Origin of the sequence: Amycolatopsis sp. FBCC-B4732 (genome assembly GCF_023008405.1) — a bacterium.
GTDB lineage: Bacteria > Actinomycetota > Actinomycetes > Mycobacteriales > Pseudonocardiaceae > Amycolatopsis > Amycolatopsis pretoriensis_A.
In genome coordinates, this window is the sequence record NZ_CP095376.1 from 6,574,230 (window position 1) to 6,597,407 (window position 23,178).

At 71.2% G+C, this 23,178-nt stretch carries 20 protein-coding genes and 1 pseudogene; 5 read left to right on the forward strand and 16 right to left on the reverse strand.

Annotated elements, in window-relative coordinates; translation table 11 throughout:
• Nucleotides 1–169 precede the first annotated feature (169 nt).
• Entirely contained in the window at nt 170–886 is a 717-nt protein-coding gene (locus MUY14_RS28780) for a hypothetical protein (protein ID WP_247013759.1), read from the forward strand.
• A 1-nt stretch (nt 887) separates the two neighbouring features.
• Here the strand turns inward: MUY14_RS28780 and MUY14_RS28785 are convergent, their stop codons facing one another.
• Both MUY14_RS28785 and MUY14_RS28790 read right to left on the reverse strand, forming a co-directional pair.
• Nucleotides 888–1,754: a YwqG family protein gene (locus tag MUY14_RS28785; protein ID WP_247013761.1), complete on the reverse strand. Its 867-nt coding sequence runs from the start codon at nt 1,752–1,754 to the stop codon at nt 888–890.
• A gap of 36 nt (nt 1,755–1,790) precedes the next feature.
• Nucleotides 1,791–2,204, reverse strand: coding sequence for a hypothetical protein (locus tag MUY14_RS28790; RefSeq protein ID WP_247013763.1), 414 nt, complete (start codon nt 2,202–2,204; stop codon nt 1,791–1,793).
• 88 nt (nt 2,205–2,292) lie between these two features.
• Here MUY14_RS28790 and MUY14_RS28795 point away from each other — a divergent pair, with 88 nt between their 5' ends.
• Nucleotides 2,293–5,493, forward strand: coding sequence for an NACHT domain-containing NTPase (locus tag MUY14_RS28795; RefSeq protein ID WP_247013765.1), 3,201 nt, complete (start codon nt 2,293–2,295; stop codon nt 5,491–5,493).
• Here MUY14_RS28795 and MUY14_RS28800 read toward each other — a convergent pair.
• The 3 genes from MUY14_RS28800 to MUY14_RS28810 are packed head-to-tail and all read right to left on the reverse strand — an operon-like array spanning nt 5,480 to nt 8,396.
• Nucleotides 5,480–6,247, reverse strand: coding sequence for a 2-keto-4-pentenoate hydratase (locus MUY14_RS28800; protein WP_247013767.1), 768 nt, complete (start codon nt 6,245–6,247; stop codon nt 5,480–5,482). The genes MUY14_RS28795 and MUY14_RS28800 overlap by 14 nt on opposite strands.
• Nucleotides 6,244–6,690 (reverse strand): nitroreductase family deazaflavin-dependent oxidoreductase, encoded by a 447-nt coding sequence (locus tag MUY14_RS28805; protein ID WP_247025281.1) that lies wholly within the window; start codon nt 6,688–6,690, stop codon nt 6,244–6,246. The genes MUY14_RS28800 and MUY14_RS28805 overlap by 4 nt, the downstream gene beginning before the upstream one ends.
• The gene (locus MUY14_RS28810) at nt 6,690–8,396 is read right to left on the reverse strand and encodes an acyl-CoA dehydrogenase (protein ID WP_247013769.1); all 1,707 of its coding nucleotides are present in this window, start codon (nt 8,394–8,396) and stop codon (nt 6,690–6,692) included. The genes MUY14_RS28805 and MUY14_RS28810 overlap by 1 nt, the downstream gene beginning before the upstream one ends.
• A gap of 234 nt (nt 8,397–8,630) precedes the next feature.
• Here MUY14_RS28810 and MUY14_RS28815 point away from each other — a divergent pair, with 234 nt between their 5' ends.
• The gene (locus MUY14_RS28815; protein WP_247013771.1) at nt 8,631–10,199 is read left to right on the forward strand and encodes a DEAD/DEAH box helicase; all 1,569 of its coding nucleotides are present in this window, start codon (nt 8,631–8,633) and stop codon (nt 10,197–10,199) included.
• Between the two features lie 63 nt (nt 10,200–10,262).
• Here the strand turns inward: MUY14_RS28815 and MUY14_RS28820 are convergent, their stop codons facing one another.
• The 7 genes and pseudogenes from MUY14_RS28820 to MUY14_RS28850 all read right to left on the reverse strand — a co-directional run bounded on the left by MUY14_RS28820 (nt 10,263) and on the right by MUY14_RS28850 (nt 15,526).
• Nucleotides 10,263–11,204 carry an acyl-ACP desaturase gene (locus tag MUY14_RS28820; RefSeq protein WP_247013773.1) on the reverse strand — a complete coding sequence of 314 codons (942 nt, stop codon included), beginning with the start codon at nt 11,202–11,204 and terminating at the stop codon, nt 10,263–10,265.
• Nucleotides 11,205–11,310: 106 nt separating this feature from the next.
• Complete coding sequence (locus tag MUY14_RS28825; RefSeq protein WP_247013775.1) at nt 11,311–11,526, reverse strand: hypothetical protein; 216 nt, start codon at nt 11,524–11,526, stop codon at nt 11,311–11,313.
• Nucleotides 11,527–11,828: 302 nt separating this feature from the next.
• Nucleotides 11,829–12,380, reverse strand: a pseudogene (locus MUY14_RS28830) (helix-turn-helix domain-containing protein); the annotation flags it as partial.
• A 32-nt stretch (nt 12,381–12,412) separates the two neighbouring features.
• A complete protein-coding gene (locus MUY14_RS28835; protein ID WP_247013777.1) occupies nt 12,413–12,730 on the reverse strand; it encodes a PadR family transcriptional regulator in 318 nt (105 codons plus the stop codon).
• A gap of 46 nt (nt 12,731–12,776) precedes the next feature.
• On the reverse strand, nt 12,777–13,667 hold the full coding sequence (locus MUY14_RS28840) for an ABC transporter permease (RefSeq protein ID WP_247013779.1): 891 nt from the start codon (nt 13,665–13,667) through the stop codon (nt 12,777–12,779).
• Complete coding sequence (locus MUY14_RS28845; protein ID WP_247013781.1) at nt 13,654–14,448, reverse strand: ABC transporter ATP-binding protein; 795 nt, start codon at nt 14,446–14,448, stop codon at nt 13,654–13,656. Before MUY14_RS28845 ends, MUY14_RS28840 begins: the two co-directional genes overlap by 14 nt.
• Nucleotides 14,449–14,467: 19 nt before the next feature.
• Entirely contained in the window at nt 14,468–15,526 is a 1,059-nt protein-coding gene (locus tag MUY14_RS28850) for an ABC transporter substrate-binding protein (RefSeq protein WP_247013783.1), read from the reverse strand.
• 315 nt (nt 15,527–15,841) lie between these two features.
• Here MUY14_RS28850 and MUY14_RS28855 point away from each other — a divergent pair, with 315 nt between their 5' ends.
• Nucleotides 15,842–16,231, forward strand: a complete 390-nt coding sequence (locus MUY14_RS28855; protein WP_247013785.1) for a hypothetical protein — start codon at nt 15,842–15,844, stop codon at nt 16,229–16,231.
• A 4-nt stretch (nt 16,232–16,235) separates the two neighbouring features.
• On the opposite strand, the gene MUY14_RS28860 is transcribed toward MUY14_RS28855, so the two are convergent.
• The 3 genes from MUY14_RS28860 to MUY14_RS28870 are packed head-to-tail and all read right to left on the reverse strand — an operon-like array spanning nt 16,236 to nt 19,380.
• Nucleotides 16,236–17,240 carry an S-adenosylmethionine:tRNA ribosyltransferase-isomerase gene (locus MUY14_RS28860; protein WP_247013787.1) on the reverse strand — a complete coding sequence of 335 codons (1,005 nt, stop codon included), beginning with the start codon at nt 17,238–17,240 and terminating at the stop codon, nt 16,236–16,238.
• Nucleotides 17,241–17,242: 2 nt separating this feature from the next.
• Entirely contained in the window at nt 17,243–17,962 is a 720-nt protein-coding gene (locus MUY14_RS28865; protein WP_247013789.1) for an SDR family NAD(P)-dependent oxidoreductase, read from the reverse strand.
• Between the two features lie 44 nt (nt 17,963–18,006).
• Complete coding sequence (locus tag MUY14_RS28870) at nt 18,007–19,380, reverse strand: cytosine permease (RefSeq protein WP_247013791.1); 1,374 nt, start codon at nt 19,378–19,380, stop codon at nt 18,007–18,009.
• Nucleotides 19,381–19,525: 145 nt separating this feature from the next.
• Here MUY14_RS28870 and MUY14_RS28875 point away from each other — a divergent pair, with 145 nt between their 5' ends.
• The gene (locus MUY14_RS28875; protein WP_247025283.1) at nt 19,526–21,052 is read left to right on the forward strand and encodes a sensor histidine kinase; all 1,527 of its coding nucleotides are present in this window, start codon (nt 19,526–19,528) and stop codon (nt 21,050–21,052) included.
• Between the two features lie 51 nt (nt 21,053–21,103).
• On the opposite strand, the gene MUY14_RS28880 is transcribed toward MUY14_RS28875, so the two are convergent.
• On the reverse strand, nt 21,104–23,035 hold the full coding sequence (locus MUY14_RS28880; RefSeq protein ID WP_247013793.1) for a protease pro-enzyme activation domain-containing protein: 1,932 nt from the start codon (nt 23,033–23,035) through the stop codon (nt 21,104–21,106).
• Nucleotides 23,036–23,178: the final 143 nt, after the last annotated feature.

A 23,178-nucleotide genomic window follows, 5' to 3' on the forward strand; every position in this document is an offset into this window, starting at 1 on the left:
GACGGCCTTCACGGCGTTTGGGGAGGGCAATCACCCGGTCGGCGCAACATTGGTGACGGAACGGATACGGTGGACCGGAGATCGTAACGCTGCGCGACAGCGGGCCGAACTATTCACCGTTCAGCCCCGCACGCCGGGGATTTTCCGCCCGAACCCGGGAGACGCCGCCATGACCGCTCCGTACTCGCCGCCCCCGGCCGGCTACCCGTACCCGGCCCCGATGCCCGTCAAGAAGCCCGCGAAGTTCGCCGCGCTCGCGTGGACCGCGGTGATCCTCGGCATCGTCGGGGTGGTCGGCTCGCCGGTCATCTTCCTCAACAACCTCACCGCCGTCGTCGCCGGCGTCGGGTTCGTGCTCGGCGTGATCGCCCTCTTCGGCAGCAAAAAGGTGCTCGCCGCCATCGGCGTCGTGCTCAGCGTCCTGGCGATCGTGTTCACCGTCATCGCGCAGAACGCCGCCGTCGAAGACCTGAAGGACAGGCTCGGGCTGCCCGCCACCGACGACAACGCGAGCGGCCAGACGTACTCGATCGGGCAGACCCACCGCGGCACCGACGTCGACATCACCATCGCCGACGCCAAGGCCTTCACGACCAGCGACGTCGCCGCGCCGAAGCAGAACGCGCCGGCCACCAGCTTCCAGGTCACCCTCGCGAACCACTCCGCCGAGCCGTGGTCGGCGGCCATGCTCATCATGCAGGCGACGGCCGGCAGCACCACCGCCGAGCAGGTCTACGACACGGACTTCGAGGGCTCCCCCAGCCAGGACATCCTGCCCGGCAAGGAACTCACCTACCGCATCGCCTTCGTGGACGCCCCGGGCGACCTGACCATCCAGGTCGGTTCCGTCGGCGGGGACAAGGTGTACTTCGTCCACAAGCGCTGAGTCACCCGCACTGCAGGGTGCACCTCGCCCGGTCGAAGCGGCCCGCTTCGAGGTCGTCGGACCGGATGACCCAGTACAGCATTCCGGCGTCGCCCCAGATCATGTCCGCCTCGTCGTCGGTGTCGATCTGGGCGAGCAGCACCCACTGCGCTGCCTCCTCGGCCAGCCCGGGGTCCCGGTAGCCGCCGAGCACGTGCGCGGCGATCTCGTTCTCCACCGCGCCTTGGACGGGTGCGGCGAACCCGCCGACCTGGTGCTCCGGACCTCGTCCCCGGGCCTGCGCGGCCAGCTCGCCGAAGACCTCGGAGCCGACGAATTCCCCGGGGATCTGCACCTCCTCGGCCGCTTCGTCCAAGGTTTCCCCGCTCGCGGTCCTGGTCTGGTCCAGCAGGATGTGCTCCCGCTCCGGAGCCGTGGCCACGACCTCGCCGAACAGGTCCCGCGCCGGGTAGGGGTCAAGGCCATCGGGTGCTGCTCGCTCGGCGGACGGCCCGCCCGCCGGCACGAAGACCACGCGGGCGGCATCGACGTCTTCGAGCACCGGGATGTCGTCGGAGCCGCGGCGATCGGCGTCGAAGTAGAAGAACAGCAGCGTGCCCGCCGCCGGCAGCGGAATGCTCAGGGACTCCCGCGGCAGCGCGGCGCAGTCCACCGATGCCAGGAAGTCGAGCGGCCCGCGCCCCGGCCACTCGGGCCACTGCGCGTCCGCGGGCAGCACCGGAGCCCCGCCGAGCCGGCCCACGCGGGCGCCTTCGCCGTCGGTCACCAGGCGGATGCCCGGCCGGAACAGCCCCGTCCACGCGGCGGCCAGTTCGGCGGGCAGGTGTTCGCGGGCCAGGGCGCTGAGTCGATCTCTCCAAGACGTCACGGGAGGATCTTGGCAGGGGGCACCGACAAAAACGGCTCAGCGGAGCGCGAAGAGCCCGATCGCGAACAACGCCACCGGAACGACGGCCGCGGCCGAGCTGATCACCCCGGTCCCGTTGCGCCAGCCGGCCGGCGAGTCGTCCAGCACCAGCCGCCGGACCAGTGCCGCCTCGATCACCGCCAGCAGCAGGAAACCGAAGCCGACGCTGAAGATCGCCGCCGCACCGACGAACAGCAGCCCCGATGTCGACGCCGCCCCGAGCGGCGCCGCGACCTCCCACCGGACCACGCCGGCGGCCGCCGCGAGCAACGCCAGCAACAGCACGAAGGCGACCAGGAAACCGATCCGCGCGGTGGACTGGTGCTGGCCGCGCGAGAACCACCAGAGTCCGGCGTCGAGCGCCACGACGAGCACAGCGAGCACCACGAAGCCCGGGCGGAGTGTTTTCACCTGATCACTTTAGCCAGACTGTTGCAAGAAGCCTGGCTGCGGCGACTCAGGAGGACGTCACGTCCCCGACCCGAGGCAGGCCGCCCCCATGCCGGTATCGCCACGACGGCGCCGCGTGCTCTTCCGGCTGACCGTCGCCGCCGCTGTCGCCATCACCGGCGTCGTGGCCTTCGTGCTCCTGACGAACTCGCTGGAGAACAACGACGCGTACAGCAGCATCGCCGGGATCCTGCTCAGCCTCGTCACGACGTTCGTCACGCTCGCGCTTGTGCTTCGGCGCCCCGAACCACCGCTGCAGGTCGACGCGGCGGCCAGTGACCTCGTCGATCGGCTGCGCACGCAGTGGGACCAGGAGATCCGGCACCGGCGCGAACGCTTCGGCGACGCGAGGACGATCCCGCTGACCTGGGCGGAAGCGCCCGCACTGACCGCGGATCCCGCATCGGTGTTCGGCAGTGCCACCCCGGTCGGCGAGGTGCGGCTGAAACTGAGCGGCCGGCTGGACGACAACCCGGACAAAGCCGGGAAGCAACTCGCGGAAGCCTTCGAGGAGATCACCAGCAAACGACTCGTCGTGCTCGGCGAACCCGGTTCGGGCAAGACGTTCCTCGGCATCACGCTGACCACCGGCCTGCTGCGCGCGTGGACGCCGGGCAAGCCGGTGCCGGTGTTCCTCTCGCTGTCGTCGTGGGACCCGGTCACCGAACCCCTCGATTCCTGGCTGGTGCAAGAGCTGTCGACCCACTACGGCGGCGAGGAGCGGACGCCCCGCGCCCTGCTGGCCCACCCGAGGCTCCTCCCGGTGCTCGACGGCCTGGACGAACTTCCCGAACATCTGCGGCGCAGCGCGATCGGCCGGATCAACGACCTGCTGGTGGGTGACCAGCCGCTGATCCTGACCTGCCGATCGGCCGAGTACACCGACGAAATCACCGGCGGCGCCCCGAAACTCCTGCGGGCCCCCGTCGTCGAGATCCGGCCGGTCAGCCGCGCGGACATCGAGGCCCAGCTGGACCAGGACCCAGCTTGGAAAGCGGCGGTGAACCACGTCCGGCAGGCGAAGACCAGCCCGTTCGTGACAGCGCTCGGCACCCCGCTGATGCTGTCGCTGTTCAAGTCGGCGTACGCGGGCCGCGACCCGGCGGAACTGTTCGACCAGACCCGGTTCGACACCCGGCACGCGGTGGAGGACCACCTGATCGACACGATGATCAAAACGGCGTACACCGAGGAGGCCACCAATTCACGGCGGCATCGCTGGACCGCCGACGAGGCCTGGCAGTGGCTCAGTTACTTGGCGAACTACCTGCACAAGCACGGTGAGCGCGATCTGAACTGGTGGCAGCTCGCGTCCCGGACGCTCTCGCCGTGGGCCGCCGTGGCGGTGGGTTTACCCGTCGGCTTCGCCGCGGTGGTGGTGACCGAAGTGCTCGACGACACCGTCCTGGACTTCTGGTCCACACGCGGACTCGTCGAGGAGATCCTCAGCTCCCCTTCCCTGCCCGGCACGATATTCGGGAGCGTGGTGGCCGCCCTCTGGCTGGCCGGCGCCCGTCAGACCACGGTGCGACGCGGCCGGGTACCCGAGCGCGACCGCAGGCGGCCGGGCCTGGCAGCGCTCACGGGGGCAGCTTTGGTCTTCCTACCCGGTTTCCTACTCTGGTTGACGTGGACCAACACGCGAACCGCGTCGGACACCACGGAATCGACCGCACTCCTCGGTGCCCTGCTCGCGCTATCCCTTGTGGCGAGTGCCGCCGTGGGCTGGCCCGAGCTGCCGACTCGAAAGCTGCGGCGCTCCGCGCCGCCGGATCCGACGGCCCTGTTCCGCCGGGAACGCCGGTCGGCATTGCTTTCCGCCGGGGCCACAGCGCTGATCGTCGCGACATCCGCCGTGCTGACCACCACCATCGCCGCGGCGCTCGGCGGGCACCTCGGGCAACGCATCGCGCTGCTTCTGAGCCAGCCCGCGATCGTCCGCCTGCACCTTCCCCCGGTCGAGACCCACGTGCCGTGGACGCTGGGCTGGAACGGCCTGCCGTCGCTGATCGTCATCAGCGTCCTGCTGGGCGCGCTGTTCGCCCTCGGGATTCTGACGATCCGCGCGTGGCCCCGGTTCGCCGTAGCCCGACTCCGGCTCGCGGTGCGCGGCGAGCTGCCGTGGCAGTTGATGGAATTCCTGGCCGACGCGCGTGACCGCGGGCTGCTCCGTGTCGCGGGCAGCTCGTACCAGTTCTGGCACGTGCGGCTGCAGGAGCGGCTGGTCGCCGTCCCGCACCAGCCCGAGCCCACGAATTCCCGGCGCTGGAACCACCTGCCCGCGCTGATGACGGTGGTCCTCGCGGCTTCAGCCGTCTTGGCGATCGTCTCGGTGGAACCGAACGACTGCCGGCACGTGGGGATCGGACAGGTCGACGACCGCGCACAACGGGTCGTGATCGGCGACATCTCCGGGTGCTACATCACACTGACCGCCGAAGACTGGACGGACCTCGATGTCGGCCCCGCCGACCGCGACGCCCTCACCGAACTTAAGACAGCGAAATCAGGTTCGGTGCAGACCGTGATGGTCGTGGGTGAGCTGGACCGTGTCCAAGCACCAGAGTGGAGTCAGATCCTGGCCGGGCTGAGCAAGGCGAACGAAGCCGATGACAACGAACTCATCGTGAGGCTCGTGCAGAAGGACATCGGTGATCTGAGGGCCGTCGACGCGAACAGGCTGACGTTCGAATACTTCCGTTCGGGGTCGGCTGGTGCACCTCGCCTCACCGTACTTGACCTGGACGGCGGGAAGTCGGAACTCAACGACTACGGCAGCCAGGCGATCATCGCCAACACCGATCTGGATTTCCGCGCGTTGACCGACGCCTACCGTGAGGCATTGGTCGCCTACGCGATCACGTATGCGAGCGCCGGCTCTACCCCGCCTGTCATCGCCGACGGGCTCGACGACCAGGAATGCGCCACGATCGGCCGGTTCCGTGCCACCGACCGGGTTTTCACGTTCGACTTGAGGAGAATCGCCCCCACTGTTCAGCTCCTGAACCGGCTCTCTCAATGCGGCGGTGGGGAAGCGATCGTCGCCGCCGACCAGGTCCAGTTCCTCAGCTCCGTAGTGCGGAACTTGCCGAAAGTCACCTTGACGCGGATCGATGACGAGTCACCGACGATCCTCACCGATTGCGGAGTCACCTCGGTACCCAGCACCTTGGCGGAACGGACCTGCGTGGCGACGCTGGCGGGAGTCACCGACTTCCGGATGTCCACGACAGCGGTCAAGGAAGAGTGAACCGCACTTCGACGCTGCCCAGCTCGCCGAAGTCCGCCAGCACCCACCCGCCCGCGCGGATGGGGCACGGCGGGGTCGCCGTTCCCGTCGTCACGATGTCGCCGGGGCGCAACGCGAGGCCGTGGCGAGGGAGCTCCATCGCCAGCCAGTGCAACGCCAGCCTCGGGTCGCCCAGGACCAGGCTTCCGCTGCCGCGCGAAAACTCTTCGCCGTTCGCGTGCAGGACCACCGGGCGGCGGGGGAGGTCGAGGTCGCGCCAGCCCGGGACCGGGCGGCCCTCGACGAAGCGGCCCGCGCACGCCATGTCCGCCAGCAGCTGCGGGCCGCCCGCGTGCTGGTGGTCGGTGTAGCGGCTGTCCGGGAGCTCCACCGCCAGGAACATCGTGTCGACCGCGTCGAGCACGCCGGTCAGGGACGGCGACAGGCCCGGGTCGGCCTTCAGGCGGAACGCGAACTCGGGTTCGGCGACGCCCATCGTCATCGTGTCGGCCGGGACCGCCTCGCCCTCGGTGTGCTGGAAGCGCGCGAACATCGCGCCCGGCAGCGGGCCGGGGACGTCCAGGTACTGCCGGGCGTACACCGTGGTCGCGGCGATTTTCCAGCCCGACACCGGACCGGCCAGCTCGGCGAGCGCCGCCTGGGCCGCCATGCCCTCCGCGGCGTCGCACGGGCGGGCGTCGGGCGGCAGCCCGTCCAGGCGCTCGCCGGTCTGCCACGCGTCCCAGATCAGCTCCGCCGCCCGCTCTCGGTTCACGCTCTTGATCTTGCCAAGCGGAACACCGGGTGTCGATCGGCTTCCGCCGCGAAGACGTCCGCCGGGTCGCTGAGCTTCGCGTCGAAGAACGGCGCCGTCACCGGGATCTTGCGGACGTAGGTGCGCAGCACCGGGCCGGCCGTGGCGGCACCGGCCTCCTCGACCTCCCACGTTTCGCGCCTGCGGCCGCGCCGGAGCCGGGCGGCCGGGTCGGCGCGCAGGTTGTGCACCCAGCCGACCTGGCCGTACGGCGAGACGAGCCAGCGCTCGCCGTCGACCTCGAGGACGTTGACCGGAGTGGTCCGGTCCACGCCGGTGCGGCGCCCGCGCGTGGTGAGCAGGAACCCGGTGCCGCCGGTGACCGGGATCCCGAGCGCCAGCAACGCCGTCACGACGACGTTCGCGGCCTTCCGCGTCACGCCCAGCCGGTACTTCCTCGCCATCACGGGGTCATAGCGTAGACCCCGGAGAGCTCCCGCACGCGGGCCCAGACGTTCTCGAACCGCGCGGTGTCCACCACCGGCTTCCGCACCGCGGCCAGGGCGATCGCCTGCTGGGCTCCGGTCGAGCTCGCCTTGCCGTTGAGGTCCACCGCCGCGGCGCTGAAGTCCTGCACCAGCACCGCGAAGATCTGGTCGGCGACCTCGTCGTCGAGCCCGGTGATCCGGGCCTGCTCCAGGACCAGCTGGCCGTACACGATCAGCGTGAACAGCTCGGTCAGCGCGAGCCCGAAGTCGAGGTCGGCCTGCTGCGCCTCGTCCGGCGCCGCCTCGGTGAGCAGCTTGACCAGGTACCCGGCCTGCTCGGTGAACAGCGCGACGTTCGGGATGTGCGCGGCTTCGGCGTACGCGGTCTTCCAGTCGTGGAAGCGCACCTTCGACAGGCCGCGCGCCGGGCCCTGGCGGAAGAGGAACTCGTCGTCCGCGGCGTCGGTGCGGGTGCCGACCGGCGCGTACTCCTGCGGGGCGAACAGGTACGCGGGCATGAACTTCGCGATCAGGGCGAGGTTGACGGCGACCGTGCCTTCGAGCTTCGGGAGCCCGTCGATGTCGTTCTTGGACATCGCCAGGTAGGTGTCGGCTTCGAAGCCCTTGGCCGCCACGACGTCGGCGACCAGGCCGATCACCTTCTGCGCCTCGGTCGTCACCTTCATCTTGGTGATCGGGTTGAAGAGCAGGTAGCGGCGGTCGTCCGGGTTCGCGCTGCGGAAGTAGTCGACGGCGCGGTCGGAGAACAGCTTCATCGCGGTCAGCCGCGCGTACGCCTCGACGAATTCGCGGCGCACGTGCGGGAAGTCGGTGACCGGATTGCCGTAGAGGACGCGGTTGTGCGCGTGCGTGATGGCCTCGTACAGCGAGTGCGTCGCCATGCCGATGCCGCCGAAGCAGAGGTTGAACTTGCCGATGTTGACCGTGTTCAGCGCGGCGCTGAACGCTTCGGCGCCGACGTGCAGGATGTCCTCGGCGCGCACCGGGTAGTCCTCGAGCCGGAACTCGGCGACGTACATCTGCGACGGCACCACGTTCTTGACCACGTGGTAGTTCGGGTGCTCGGAGTCGGCGTAGAAGAAGACGTACTGGTCCGGGCCCTCGACACCGTCGATGCGGCCGAAGACCGACACCGTGCGCGCGCAGTTGCCGTTGCCGATGTAGTACTTCGAGCCGGTCGCGCGGTAGCCGTCGCCGTCCTCGGTCAGCACCAGGTCCGACGAGTAGATGTCGGCGCCGTGGTCCTTTTCGGACAGTCCGAACGCGCCGACTCCCCCGGCGTCCAGCGCGTCCGCCGCGCGCTTGCGGGCGACGTCGTTGCCGCTCTGCCACACCGGGCCGAGGCCGAGGATCGTGACCTGCCACGGGTACCAGTAGTTCAACCCGTAGAACCCCAGGATTTCCGAGAGCGCGGCGACGCGGGCGGTGTCCCAGCGCTTGTCCGGGTTGCCGCCGGCGTTCGCGGCGGGGGTCAGGAAGGTCGAGAACAGGCCTTCCTTGCCCGCGAACTCGAGGAAGTCCGCGTAGAAGGTGCGGCTGTGGTAGTCCTCGGTCAGCTTCGCCTTGCCGCGCTGTTCGAACCAGTCGATGGTGGCGCGCAGCAGGCGCCGGGTCTCGGCGTCGAAGTGCGCCGGGTCGTACTCGCGCGGGTTCAGCAGCATGGGGGTCCTCCTCGATTACCGACCGGTAACTTAGCAAGGCGGCGCGAGTGCGGGCAATCTCACTGGGGGTACGTCACCCTTCCCCGCTATACTGATCATGCGGGCCGCTCAGTTCTGCCTCGGCCCGCTGCTGTTGTCGACTACCACGCGCCGCGGCCGCACGCCGGTCTGCGCCGGGCAGGACAACCCTTCTCATGTTACGGAGACCAGGGCACCCGCGTGCCCGCACGACTTATGAGTACTTTCGCTGAACTCGGCCTGCCCACCCCGCTCGTGGCGGCGCTGGCCTCCCAGGGCGTCACCGAGCCCTTCCCCATCCAGGCGGCGACTCTGCCGCACACCCTCGCCGGCCGGGACGTCCTCGGCCGCGGCCGCACCGGCTCCGGCAAGACGTACGGCTTCGTGCTGCCCGTGCTCACCCGCCTCGCCGCGGGCCCGACGCGGCGCAAGCCCGGGCGCCCCCGCGCGCTGATCCTCGCGCCGACGCGCGAGCTCGCGACGCAGATCGAGGCGTCGATCCTGCCGCTGGCCAAGCCGCTGGGCCTCCGGACCACCACGATCTTCGGCGGCGTGAGCGCGAACCCGCAGATCACGAAGCTGCGTGACGGCGTCGACATCGTCGTCGCCTGCCCCGGCCGGCTCGCCGACCACATGCGCTCCGGGCACGTGAAGCTCGACGCGATCGAGATCACCGTGCTGGACGAGGCCGACCACATGGCCGACCTGGGCTTCCTGCCCGAGGTGCGGCGGATCATGGACCAGACGCCCTCGCGCGGGCAGCGGATGCTGTTCTCCGCGACGCTGGACAACGGCGTCGACGTGCTGGTCAAGCGCTTCATGAACGACCCGATCACGCACAGCGTCGACTCGGCGCAGTCGCCGGTGTCGACGATGGAGCACCACGTCCTGCACCTCGAGGAGACCCACCGGCTGCCGGTGCTGGTCGACCTGACCGCGGCGCCGGGCCGCACGCTGGTGTTCACCCGGACGAAGAGCCGCGCGAAGGCGCTGACGCGCAAGCTCGTGGCTTCGGGCGTGCCGGCGGTCGAACTGCACGGCAACCTGGGCCAGAACGCGCGGACGCGCAACCTCGAGGCGTTCTCCTCGGGCACGGCGAAGACGCTGGTCGCGACCGACATCGCGGCCCGCGGCATCCACGTCGACGACGTCCGGCTGGTCATCCACGCCGACCCGCCGGTCGAGCACAAGGCGTACCTGCACCGCTCGGGCCGCACGGCGCGCGCGGGTGCGTCGGGCACGGTGGTCACGCTGATGACCGACGCGCAGGTCCGCGACGTGCGCGACCTCACGCGCAAGGCGGGCATCAAGCCGACGACGACCCAGCTCGGACCGGGCCACCCGCTGCTGGCGGAGCTGGCCCCGGGCGAGCGGACGTTCTCGAAGGCCCCCGCGGTCGACAACCGCCCGAAGAAGGTGACGGCGTCCGGCGCGGCGCCGGGTACCGGTTCCGGACGCGGGCGTCGCGGCGGAGCGCCGAAGGAGAACCGCGGCGGCCAGCAGGCCCGCGTGCGGCGTGAAGACCAGCCCGGTTCGGGCCGCTCCGGCGGCGATTCGCGCCGGTCGGGTGGCACTTCGGGCGGCTCGCGCCGCTCGGGTGCGCCGGCTTCGGGCGGCGCCCGCCGGTCGGACGCCCCCGCTTCGGGCGGTGCCCGGCGCACGGGTGGCGCGGCCACGTCCGGCGGCTCCCGTCGCGCGGGCGCCCCGGCCACGGGCAACCGCACCGGCGGCGCGGCGGCTTTCTCGTCGGGCACCCGCGCGGGCGCCCGGCGCACCGGCCGCTGAGCTCAGCGTTCGTGAAGGCCCCCTTGCGGAACTCGAAGTTCCGCAAGGGGGCCTTCACGCATGTCAGAGGGCCGGCAGACCGCGGGCGGCGGCCCGGGCGGCCGCGGCGTCACGACGTTCCTCGAAGCGCGCGGCCTGCGTGTCCAGGGTCTTGATGAACGCGGCGAGCTCTTCGCGCGCGGTCTCGCCGACCTCGCCGAACCCCTCCCGGTCGAACACCCTCCAGTAGCGCAGCAGCGGCATCACGACGTCGTCGTGGTGGATGCGCAGGTCGTAGATGCCGGCCTTGGCGATCAGCGCCGCCTTGCGGGCGAAGCTCGGGATGACCGCGCCGGGCATCGCGAAGTCGACGACCTCGTCGGTGATCGCCCGCATCATGGCGTCCGGCGAGATCTCGAACGCCGCCTTCACCAGGTTCCGGTAGAAGACCATGTGCAGGTTCTCGTCGGTGGAGACACGGGCGAGCAGCTTCTCGGCCAGCGGGTCCTGGGTGTAGCGGCCGGTGTTGCGGTGCGAAAGGCGCGTCGCGAGCTCCTGGAACGAGACGTAGGCGCAGACGCGCAGCAGCGGCTTGTCGCCGGTTTCGTAGCCGGCCTGCATGGTCTCCATGCGCATCCGCTCGAGCTCGACCGGGTCGACCGCGCGCGTGACGAGCAGGTAGTCCCGGATGCAGATGCCGTGCCGGCCCTCCTCGGCCGTCCAGCGGTGCACCCAGGTGCCCCAGGCGCCGTCGCGGCCGAAGGCGCGCTCGATCTCGCGGTGGTAGCTGGGCAGGTTGTCCTCGGTCAGCAGGTTGACCTCGAGCGCGGTCCGCGCGATCGGCGTGACGCGCGACTGCTCCGGATCCCACGCCTCCCCGCCGAGGTCGGCGAAGTTCCGCCCCTCACTCCACGGCACGTATTCGTGCGGCATCCATTCCTGCGCTGCGGCGAGGTGGCGGTTGAGGTTCTCCTCGACCGTCCCCTCGAGCTCGTACATGAGTGCGGTGCTCTCGGGAACGGTCATGCGCGCGTCCTTCCGGGGATCGGGGGGCGTGACCTACGGAACCGTAACTTACGGAGCCGTAGGTAACGACAACGAACGCGGAACCGGAAGCGTTCCGAGAGCGATGTCACCTTCGCCGGCTTTTCACCCACCACCAGGCCCCGGCCCCGGGAACGAGCGCGAGCAGCCCGGCCGACACCCCGGCGGGCAGCAGCGCGACGGCGGCGCACAGCTCGGCGAGGAGCAGGGCGGCGCCGATGACGACGACCCGCAGGAGGCGGATGGTGTTGCGGGTCCGCTCGGCCGAGGCGACGACGTGGGTGAAAGCGTCGACCACCTTCACCGCGCCAGCTCCCGGGCTTTCGAATCGCGAAGGGCGAAGCGGAGGGCCGGGAGGCGGCTGAAGAGGCGGAGGACGTAGAGCAGCTGAGCTCGGCGAGGGCGGGCCGACTGGGCGAGGTCGTCGAGCTCGCTGAGGTACTCGTCGAAGTAGCGCTCGCGCTCGACGGCGGGGACGGCCCGCGACGCCCATTCGGCGGCTCGCTGGGACGCGCGAGCCACCGGCCGCCGAGGCACCACGGCCGGAGGGCCGTCCGGCTCGGGTGTGGCGGCAGTCGACCGCGCTTCCGCCAGCGCTCGGCAAAACGCCTCGAGCTCGATGACCGCTTCGACGAGCCGCGCCTTCACCGGCGCAGCGGCTCCGGCTTCCAGCAGTTCATCGGCCCAGACAAGCTCCGCCTCGGCCGCCGAGCGGCAGAATTCGCCTCCGTACTGCTGCTCCAAGGTCCGGAAAGCGCGCGTCGCGGCCTCGACTTGGCGCACTTCGACCATCCCGATCCGCTCGGGCACCGGCCGACGCCACGGGGAGGTGCCCGGCTCCGATCCGAAGACCGCCGCGCCCATGGTCACCTGGTAGGCGTGCGCGAGAAACTTTCGCCGCTTCGCCGCTTCTTCTTCGTCGACCGGTGCCACCGTGGTTTCGTCGTAGGCGAGGCCCAGGTAGCCGCGCGGAACGCCGAGACCGTCGGCGATGCGCTCGAGCACGTCGTAGGCCCAGACGCCGCGTCCTTTGACGATCTCCGCCACCTCGGACTGCCGGTGGCCGGTCATCGCGGCGATCCGGCGCTGCGGGACACCGGACTCCCGCAGCAGGCGGAAGACCTTGCCGATGTCGCGCACCGCGAGCGCGGCTCGCATCTCGCGCCTTTCCCACATGTCCGCGGGAACGTTCACGAGGTTTCCCCCGCCCGCCCCGGACGCAGCCGGCCCAGTGCCTTGGCCGCCGGGGCCGCCCGGTGCAGGGCGGCCCGGACCGTGGCGAGGTTGTTCGGGTCGAGGCGGTAGTACCGCCGCCGTGGCCGGCCCTCTTCGCGGGCGTCGATCTCCTCCCAGCGGCTGGTCAGCCAGCCCGCCTTCTCCAGGCGGGCCAGGATCGGGTGGATCGTGCCGCTGGGGAGGCCGGCCGCCTCGCAGAGCTGGAGGCCGTACATCTCGCGGTCCGGGTCGTCGATCAGGACGTGCAGGACGAGCTGCGTGGGCAGCGTCATGCGTGGTCCGCGGTCACCAGCCATGCTAGAACTCTACCTAGGGGTCCTACAGCGAAGCAGTAAGCCCCCGCGCGCGCAGCACGGCCCGCTCCAGCGGACGGAACACCAGCAGCTCGATCCCCACCCCGACCAGCAGGATCAGGAAGATCGCCGCGATCACCGTCTCCATGCTGTTGAACGACGAGCCCTGGTTCAGGTACGCCCCCAGCCCGATCCCCAGCTGCGGGGACAGCGCGATCAGCTCCGCGGCCATCAGCGAGCGCCACGAGAACGCCCAGCCCTGCTTCAGCCCCGCCAAGAAGCCCGGCAGTGCGGCCGGCAGCAGGATGTGGCGGGCCGAGGACAGGCGGTTCGCGCCCATCACCTGGCCGACGCGGGGCAGGATCGGCGGGATCTGGTCGATGCCGGACACCAGGCCGTTCGCGATGGACGGGACCGAGCCCAGCAGGACGACGAAGTAGATCGCCGCGTCGTTGATGCCGAACCACAGGATCGCCGCCGGGACCCAGGCCACCGACGGGAGGCTCTGCAGGCCGCTCAGCAGGGGGCCGATCGCGGCGCGGACCAGGCGGACCTTGGCCACCACCAGGCCCAGCGGGGTACCGATCAGGACGCCGACGAGGAAGCCGAGCGCCGCGCGGTGGACCGACGTCCAGACGAAGCCGAAGACCTTGCCGTCGGTGACGTTGCTCCAGAACTCGTCCCACACCGCCAGCGGCGCCGGCAGCTGCGACTCGGGCCAGAACGCCGCCGCCCAGAGGATCTGCCAGACGACGACCAGGAGTACGAGCGCGCCCAGGGGCGGCAGGAACCCCCAGGCGAAGCGCTTCCAGAAGCTGGGCCGGCGTTCCCCCACCGGGGCGTCGAGGGCGTCGAGGCCGGACCCGACGGCTTCGAGGTCCTCGACCTCCGCACCGGCCCGGTCAAGCTGCGGCATGGGTGCTGATCACCTCGCGCAGGTGGCCCGTGATTTCCTCGGTCAGCTCCTCGGCGTCGGCCAGCGGCACGTCCGTCCACTCGCGCACGACCCGGCCGGGCCGCGACGACAGGAGCACGACCCGCTGGCCGAGCCGGACCGCTTCGCGCACGTCGTGCGTCACGAACAGCACCGACGTGTTCGTGCTGCGGTAGACGCGCAGCAGCTCGCCCTGGAGGCAGTCGCGGGTGATGGCGTCGAGCGCGGCGAACGGCTCGTCCATCAGCAGCAGCGACTGCTCCGGGTCACCGCCGACGCGCAGGGTCGCCGCCAGCGCCCGGGCCAGCGCGACGCGCTGCCGCATGCCGCCGGACAGCTCGTGCGGGCGCTTGTTCGCCGCGTCCGTCAGCCGGACCAGTTCCAGCAGCTCGGCGGCCTTTTCGCGGCGCTCGGCCCGGCCGAACCCGGCCAGCCGCAGCGGCAGCTCCACGTTGCGGGACGCGGTCAGCCACGGCATCAGCGCGGCCTCCTGGAACATGACCGCGGGCCGCGACGTGTTCAGCGTGATCTCCCCCGCCGACGGCGCGTCCAGCCCGGCGACGAGGTTCAGCAGCGTGCTCTTGCCGCAGCCGGACGCGCCCAGCAGGCAGACGAACTCGCCGGGCGCCACCGTCAGGTCGACGCCGTCGAGGGCGACGACCGCGCGACCGGCCGGGCCGAACGTCTTGCGCACGCCGTCGAGCCGCACCGCGGTCGCGCCGGTGAACCGGGGCCGGCCGCTCGGGAGGGTCGTGGTGGTCATCGCTGGCTGCCTCTCCAGATCACTTGGTCAGTTCGGGAGCTTCGACGGCGGGCAGGTTCTTGGCCTTCAGCACCTCGTTCAGCGGGCCGAAGTCGGCGAAGCCCTTGAGCGCCACCGCCGTCTTCACCACGCCTGCCGTCACCGAGTCCTGCGCGAGCTGCGGGAATTCGGCGGCGACGGGGTCGGTGGTCAGCTCGATGCCGGAGAACGCGCGGTCCAGGACCGCGGCGCTCAGGGTACTGCCGGCCAGCTCCTTGAGAGCGCCGTTGACCACGGTCTTCGCCTCCGCCGGGTTGGCCTTGGCCCAGTCGATCGCGGCGAGCTCGCCCTTCAGCAGCGCGCGGACGGTGTCCGGGTGCTGCTGCAGGAACTCGCTGCGCACGATCACGACGGTGGTCGGGAAGCGCCCGCCCGGCCACAGGGTCTTCTCGTCGACGAGCACCTTCGCGCCGGCGTCGAGGACCAGCCGGGACGCCCACGGCTCGGGCAGCCAGCCGCCGTCGACCTCGCCCTTCTTGAAGGCGTCCAGCGTCTTCGGGTTGTCGGTGTTGGTGATCTTGACCTGGTCGGTCAGCTTCTTGCCGGCCAGGAACTTCTTGAGCGCGACGTCCTGGGTGTTGGCCAGCTGCGGCGTCGCGATGTTCTTGCCCTTGAGCTGCTCGACGTCGGTGATGTCGGGCTTGACGACCAGCTGCGCGCCACCGGAGACGGCACCCGAGATCAGCTGGATGGCACCCTTGGACTTGGTGAAGGCGTTGATCGCCGGGCCGGAGCCGAGGAAGGCGACGTCGAGGGAGCCGCCGAGCAGGGCGTTGACCTCTTCGGGGCCGGCGTTGAACGTCTGGGTGGTGAGCTTGGTCGAGCCGAGCTCGTTCTTGAAGAAGTCCTTCTTCGCGCCGATGAGCGCGGGAGCGTGGGTGACGTTCGGGAAGAACCCGACGCGCACCTCGCCGGCGGCGCCCTGGTCGGCGGCCGGCGCGGCGCTGCTGTCCGCGCGTGAACAGCCGGCGAGCACGCCCACGACGGTCAGGGCGGCCAGCGCCGAGGCCAGGAAGCGGGTTCTGTGGTGGGTGCGCACGTCAGCGTCGCCTTTCGGGATCGGTGTTCGGGGCGAGGTTCGCACGGTCACCCACTAGGGCGCATAGCCATCCGCATCCCGGGAATTCTCGTGAGATTCCTTGACATCGGCGGCGGGTGTCCCTACTGCGGACCGTTCGACCAGGTGGAGCGTGGTGCGGCAAGAGCATGCTGGGTCGGCGGGCCGGACGCGAGGGCCCGCGCTTTCTTCCCGGCATCCGGGAAGAAAGGCCGCTTCGGAGAAATCCCGTAACGCGGGCAACCGCCGGCGTCACCCGAACGTGGTATCGGTGAGGACCGATCCGGGAGGGAAGAGATGACGAGCACCGCACCTCGACGAGGCCACGGCGTCGCCGGCGTCCGCGTGGCGCTGGTCGTGCTGTTCATCGGACTGGGCCAGGCGTCCTTCGAGTGGCTCCGGTCACTCGGCATGGACGCGGTGACGAGCCTGGTCGTCTGGGCGATCCCGGTCGTGACGGGCGCGGCCGTGGCGCTGGTCCTGTGGCTGGCCTCGGATCGCGCGTTCTCGCTGCGGACGTGGCTGCCGGTGGCGATCTGCATCCCGGTCTACATCGCGGGCGCGTTCGGCCTGGCCACGGCAACGGCGAGCCTGGTGGCCTCGATCGTCAGCGGCGTGGGCCTGGGCATCGCGGTGGTGGCGGTGGCCGGCCTCCTCAGGTCCCGCCGGATCGAGGCCGGCCACTAGCGGGTCAGCGGCGCAGCAGCAGCGACACGTCACCGAACTCGTGCCACAGGTACCGGCGCTCCACCGCCGCGTCGTATGCGTGCTGGACGCGGTCTCGGCCGACCACCGACTCCAGCAGCAGCAAGTGGGACGCCTCCGGGGCGTGCAGGCCCGTCACGATGCCGTCCACCAGGCGGGCCGGGTGGTCCGGGCCCAGGACCAGGTCCGTCCAGCCCGCCGCCGCGTGCGCCTCGCCGGAAGCGAACGCCGACTCCAGGGCGCGGGCCGCCGTCGTGCCCACCGCGATCACCCGGCTGCCTCGCGACCGGACCCACGAGACCAGCGCCGCCGTCGTCGGCGGGACGCGGAAGCGCTCCGGCTGGGGTGGCTCGTCCGCTTCCGGGGACGACACCCCCGTGTGCAGCAGCAGCGGCGCGAACAGCACGCCGTCCGTCACCAGGCGGGTCACCAGCTCCGTCGTGAACGGGCGGGACGCCGAGGGCATCTCCGCGCTGCCCGGCTCGCGGGCGAACACCGTCTGGTAGTCCGACAACGGCCACGCGCCCGGGACGTACCCGTAGCGGATCGGACGCCCGGCCGCGGCGAGGAAGCCCGGGACCGGGCCCTCGACCGCCACCGAAGCGCGCCACAGCCGCTCGGTCACCGGGGATCGCAGTGTCAGCGACGCGCCGCCGGGCAGGTCCAGGACCTCGCCGGGACGGCCGTCGAGCAGCGGGCCGCCGGGGGCGCGCAGCTCCACCACCCAGCCGCCGTCGTCGAGCGGCGAGGCGAAGTGGACGACCACCGGGCGCCCGGCCCGCACGGCGTCCACCGCCGCCGGCAGCGTCCCCGACGTGTTCACCACCAGCAGGTCACCGGCGGACAGGAACGAGCCCAGCGCCGAAAACACCGTGTGGTGGACGCCCGAGGGCCCGGCCACCAGCAGGCGGACCTCGTCGCGCGCCAGGCCGCGGGCCTCCGGCGGGGCCGACGCCGAGAGCTCCGCGGGCAGTTCGAACCGGATGTTCATGCTCATAAAGCCTCCGGGCGCGAAGCGCCTCCGTTGAGGGCGGTGGCGGGGGCATGGATGGACGGGAGGTCCGCCGCGCGGTAGCGGCCGCTGGGCGGGCGCTCGTCCAGCAACCTCAGGAACGCCGGGACGACCGACGACGGCAGCGGCCGGTCCGAGATGTCCTCGCCGGGGAACGCGCGCTGGTGCATCGCCGTGCGCAGGTCGCCCGGGTCGACCGCGTACACCGCCAGCTCCGGGTTTTCCGCGCCGAGCACCGCCGTGAGCTGGTCGAGCGCGGCTTTCGCCGAACCGTAGGCGCCCCAGCCTTCGTAGGCTTCGACGGCCGCGTCCGAGCTGATGTCGAGCACCGTCCCGCGCGCGGCCGTCAGCGCGGGCAGGAGCAGCTGCGTCAGCGCCAGCGGCGCGAACACGTTGACGCGGTAGACGTCCTCCAGTTCCGCCAAGGGATAACCGGAAAGCGGCGGCAGCGGGCTGACGCCCAGCGAGCTCGCGTTGTTGACGAGCAGGTCGAGCGACGGGCAGGCGGCGGCCAGCTGAGCGCGGTGGGCCGGGTCGGCGACGTCGCCGGGGACGGCCGTGAAGCCGGTTTCCCGTGCCGCGGCGGACAACGCGGCCGCGTCCCGGCCGTCGCCGACGACCGTCCACTTGCGACTCACCAGGGCCGCCGCGAGCGCGCGGCCCAGACCGGCGGACGCGCCGGTCACGAGTGCGGTTGGCATGGTTCCTCCTCCGAGGGGTACCACACCATCGTGAAACCTCTATATTACTTGAGGTCAACCCGCGACCGGCCGCGCAGCAAAAAGTACGCTGCCAGCGAAACGACGAGCCCGACGTAGTAAGCCAGATCCGCGCCGTGCAGCGCCGCCGCCACCGGTCCCGTGTACAGGGACGTGTTCATGAACGGCACCGCCGCGCCGAAGCCGAGCACGAACGCCACGAGCGCCGCCCACGGCCGCACGGGAACCGAAGCCAGGACGTCCACCCGCTGCCCGCCGCGGGTGCGCGCGAGCCAGTCCGGGACGACCACGCCGAGGAACGGCGGGATCCAGTAGCTGACGAACAGCAGCACGTTCTGGAACTTGGCCGCCAGCTCACCGCTGTGCATCCAGAGGATCAACGCGAACGCGAGCACCGTGACGACCACCGCGGAGACCGGGCGCCGCAGCCGGACGCCGACCGTCTGCAGCGCCAGCGAGCCGCTGTAGTCGTTCATCGCGTTCGACGACACCGCCGCCAGCGCGATCACCGCCAGCGCCAGCGCGCCCAGGAACCCACCCCCGAGGAGCGCGGCGACCCCGGTGGCCGTCTGGTCGCCGAGCGAGGAACCCAGCGCGAGCCCGAGGGTTTCGCCGATCGCGTACGAAACGACCAGCCCGAGCAGCGTCGCCCAGAAGACGCGCCGCGACGACGTCGAAGCGGGCAGGTAGCGGCTGAAGTCCGACGCGTAGGGCGCCCAGGAGATCGCCAGCGACAACGTGATCGTCGTGAACAGGACGACGCCGCCGGCCAGGTCGGCACCCGACGCCGTGTCCGCCGCCGCGATCGGGTGTCCGGAAAGGACCTTCACGGCGAGCGCGGCGAACGCGAGCACCAGCAGCACGCTCATCACCGCCTGGACGCGGTGGATCAGCGCGTAGCCGAACACGCCCAGCGCGCACTGCAGCACCAGCACGATCAGCACCGCCGCCCAGAACGGCAGCCCGGTCAGCTCGGCCAGCGCCTCACCGCCGAACAGCCCGACGAGCGCGTCCCACGCGATCGAGCCGAGCCACTGCACCAGGCCGGGCAGGACGACCCCGCCGCCGAACGGCAGCCGGGCCAGCGGCAGCTGGCCGGTGCCGGTGCGCGGGCCCCAGGTGGACAGGTACGCGACCGGCAGCGACCCGAGCACGGTCCCCGCGAGCATCGCCGCCAGCCCGGTCCAGAAGCCGAGGCCGAGCGACGCGGCGAGGGTGCCGGTGAACACCGCCGTCATCGTCAGGTTGGGCGCGAACCACACGCTGAACAGCCGCCACGGCCTGCCGAACCGGTTGCCCTCCGGGACCGGCGCGATACCGTGGGTTTCGATCGCCAGGTCACCGCCGCCGGTGGGCATCCGCCCGCCGAAGACCTCGGCGTCCAGACCACGTCCGCTCATTTCCTGCCTCTCGTTCGCCCCGGGCTTCACCCTAAAGCGCCGCCGCCCGGTGTAACGCGAGAGCCCGAACGGGCGAATCACGGTTTGCGTGGCCGGGAGCACACCGGGAGGGGTGGGCGTGGCGCAGCACCCGCGGACGCTCGTGATGACCGGCCTGCTGATCGCCGGTCCGGCCCTCGGCGTCACCGCGCTGACGCTGAAGGCGGCCGACGGCGACCATTCCGCGCTCGACACCGCGCTCAGCACCGCGACCGGGTTCCTCTTCCTGCTCGCGGGCGCGGTCGCGCACGTCCGGCGCCCGGCCAACCCGATCGGCGTGCTCATCGCGCTCGCCGGCGTCGCGCTGTTCCTCGAAGACCTCCAGTTCACCCGCGACCCCGTGCTGTACACGATCGCCGTGCCGCTGCGCGCCGCGTCCAGCCCGGTGATCGCGCACCTCGTGCTCGCGTTCCCGCACGGCAGGCTGCGCACGCGGGGGGAACGGCTGCTCGTCGCCGCGGCCTACCTGGTGGTGCTCGGTTCCGGCGTGGTCGGGCTGCTGGCTGGCGACGACCCGCGCGACCTGCTGGCGATCCGGCCCGGCCCGGGCGGCGGCGCCTTCGCCGACCGCGCTCTCGAGCTCGCCGCGACGGCGATCAGCGCCGGCGTGGTCGTCGTGCTGCTCTACCGCTGGCTGACCGGACGGCTGCCGCAGCGGCGCCTGCTCTCGCCGGTCGTCGCGATCGCCCTGCTGGGCGCGCTCACGTCGGGGGCGGGCACCGCGCTCGGCGACGGGCACCCGCTGTCCGAGCCGCTGCTGCAGGCGTACCGGATCCTGTTCTGCCTGTGGCCGCTGGCGTTCCTGGCCGGAGTGCTGCGCGCCCGCGTCGGCAACGCGGAGATGATCCGGCTGCTGCTGGAGCGCGACGGCAGCGGGCTGGCCGCGCTGGTGCAGGACGACGAGGTCTGGAAGGACAGCCGGTCGATCGACGCGCTCGACGCCGCGGCCGGGCTGGTGCTCGACAACCAGCGGCTCACGGCGGAGCTGGAGCAGCGGCTGGCCGAGGTGCGGGCGTCGCGGGCGCGGCTGGTGGCGGCCGGCGACGACGAGCGCCGCCGGCTGGAGCGCGACCTGCACGACGGCGCCCAGCAGCGGCTGGTGAGCGTCGTGCTGCTGCTGCGGATGACCGGCCGCCGCTACGGTGACGACCTGCCGCCGGAGGTCCGCGCCCTGCTCAGCGGCTCGGTCGACGAGCTGCAGACGGCGATCACCGAGCTGCGGGAGCTGGCCCGCGGCATCCGGCCGGCGATCCTCACCGAGGCCGGGCTGGTCGCGGCGGTCCGCTCGCTGGCCGACCGCAGCCCGATGGAGGTGGCGCTGTCGGTCGGCACGGTGCCCCGCCTCGACGCGGCGGTCGAGGCGACGGCGTACTTCGTGGCGTCGGAAGCGCTGACGAACGCGTTGAAGCACGCGGAAACCGACCACGTCGGCGTCCGGATCACCACCGAGGGCGCCGAGCTGCGGGTCGAGGTGACCGACCGGGGCGTCGGCGGCGCGTCCCTCGACGGCGGCACCGGCCTGGCCGGCCTGCGCGACCGGGTCGAGGCGCTGGGCGGCGAGCTGACCGTCTCGAGCGGCGACGGCGGCACCGCGGTGCACGCGGTCATCCCCCTGGTCGCCGAAACGCCGTGAAGGCCACCTCGAAGTTCCTCGAGGTGGCCTTCACGAACTTGGCGCGGTTGCCTAGACGAGCAGCAGGAACAGCAGCCCGTTGGGCGTGCCGAGACCCGTCACGTCGTCGTAGCCCGGGGTCGTGTGGATGGTGAGACCCTGGTAGTCGAGCGTGCGCACCGAGGTGAGCAGGCCGCCCGAAGCGTCGGTCGAGTTGGCGTAGTCGACCCGCTCCACCGCGGCGTCCACGTGCTTCACGTCGCTGATCGCCGGTGTCCGCGACGTCAGCTTGTAGATCACGGGGTTGATGAAGCCGTGGTGGAAGTGGTCGAAGCTGTCGGCCACCGCCATGATGCCGGCGAACACCGGCGACGCGAGGCTCGTGCCGCCGATCCGGTACTGGTCGTAGTAGGCGCCGTCCGGGAAGGTCTGCGTCTGGCCGACCAGGAAGCCGGTGTTCGGGTCGCCGATCGCCGAGATGTCCGGCACGACGCGGCCCTTGTTGTTGCCGGTCTGGTTCTTCTTCGCCAGCGCGTCCGGCACGACACCCTTCTGGTAGAAGGGCTGCGCGAACAGCCGGCTCGTGCCGCCACCGGAACCGCTGGTGTAGGCCGCGGGGCCGTAGACGCCGTTGGTCAGCGAGGACTTGCTGGTCTCCCAGCCGGTCTCGAAGATCCGCTTGCCGTCCTTGCCGATCGCGATGGACGTGCCGCCGACCGCGGTGATCCACGGCGCCGAGGCGGAGAAGTCCGGCGACGGCGTGCCGAGGCGCGCGACCTCGTCGCCGTTGTCACCCGAGGAGAAGTAGACGCCGATGCCCTCGAGCACCGCCTGCAGCGAGATCTGGTTGAACACCTTGACCTCGTCGGCCGGGATGTCCTCGCCGGTGTCGCCGTAGGAGTTCGACACGATGTCGGCCTTGTGGCCGGCGATCACGTAGTTCAGCGCCACGTCGAGGGCGTTGTCCTCGCAGGACTCGCCGCCGACGTAGAGGATGTCGGCGCCCGGCGCGAGACCGTGGGCGGCCTCGACGTCGAGGGTCTCCTCGCCGTACCAGCCCGCCGCGTCGCACTGGTCCGGCGGCTCGAGGACCGGGTTCGCCGGGAAGACGTGCTGCTTGAACTGGCTCTGCTTCAGCGGGTGCTGCGGGTCGTTCTTCTTGGCGTACGTGCTCGCGTCGGCGTAGATGGTCGGCGAGGCGAACGCGTCCACGATGGCGATCGTGGTGCCCTTGCCGTCCGCGCCGACCTTGTCGACACCGTAGGCCGAGCGCAGCTGCGCCGGGGTGTAGCCGCAGGGGGCGTAGGGCAGGTTCTTGCCGTTGTAGGCGGGATCGGTGGTGTCGATCTTCTCGCCGTAGTAGGCACTGCACGGCCGCGCGTTGCGGAAGCCGGGCCCGGGCGCGACGTCGGACGGCGTCCCGGAACCGGTGGCGTGGTCGGGCTTGAACAGGTTGGTGGCCTGGTCCACGCCGACGACGCCGAGGACGTCGTTCGCCAGGTTCGCCGGCACCGACAGGTTCTTGTCGGCGGCGCGCAGCGTCTGGCCCTTGACCTTGTACTTGCTCAGCTTGACGTCGAACGCCTGCTGCGTCTGGCCGGCGGTACCGGTGGCCTCGACGTAGGCGCGGTTCGACGGCACCTCACCGATGCTGAAGCCGTTGCCGGTCAGCCACGACTTGACGGCGTCGACCGTGGCGTCACTGGCGGCGAACCGGTCGCGCACCTGGTCCGGGCTCAGGTACTGGCGGTAGGTCTTGCTGTCCGGATCGGACACGGCCTGGGCCAGCGCCTCGGCACCGGCGTTGTCGCGCTGGTTCAGGTAGACCCGGAAGCTCAGCTTCGCGGCGGGCGCCGTGTCGGCGACCTTCGCCTGCGCGTTCGCCCACAACGGGTGCGACTGCGGAATGTCCTGACGCCCCTGCGCGGACGCCGTCGCCGGCAGGGCGCCGGTCAGGCCACCCACCACCGCGAGCGAAAGGAGCAGGGTGGAGCTTCTTCGCACAGAAATCTCCCTCTTCGAAACGGCCCCCGGAAAACGGGCCTTGCAACACCGGGTGAGACTAGATCGGTGTTCCGCTCGCGGGGAAGTGCTTGCGGAACCGTTATCTCGTCGCGAATTCACGCGATGTGGGGGGTGGTGCGGAA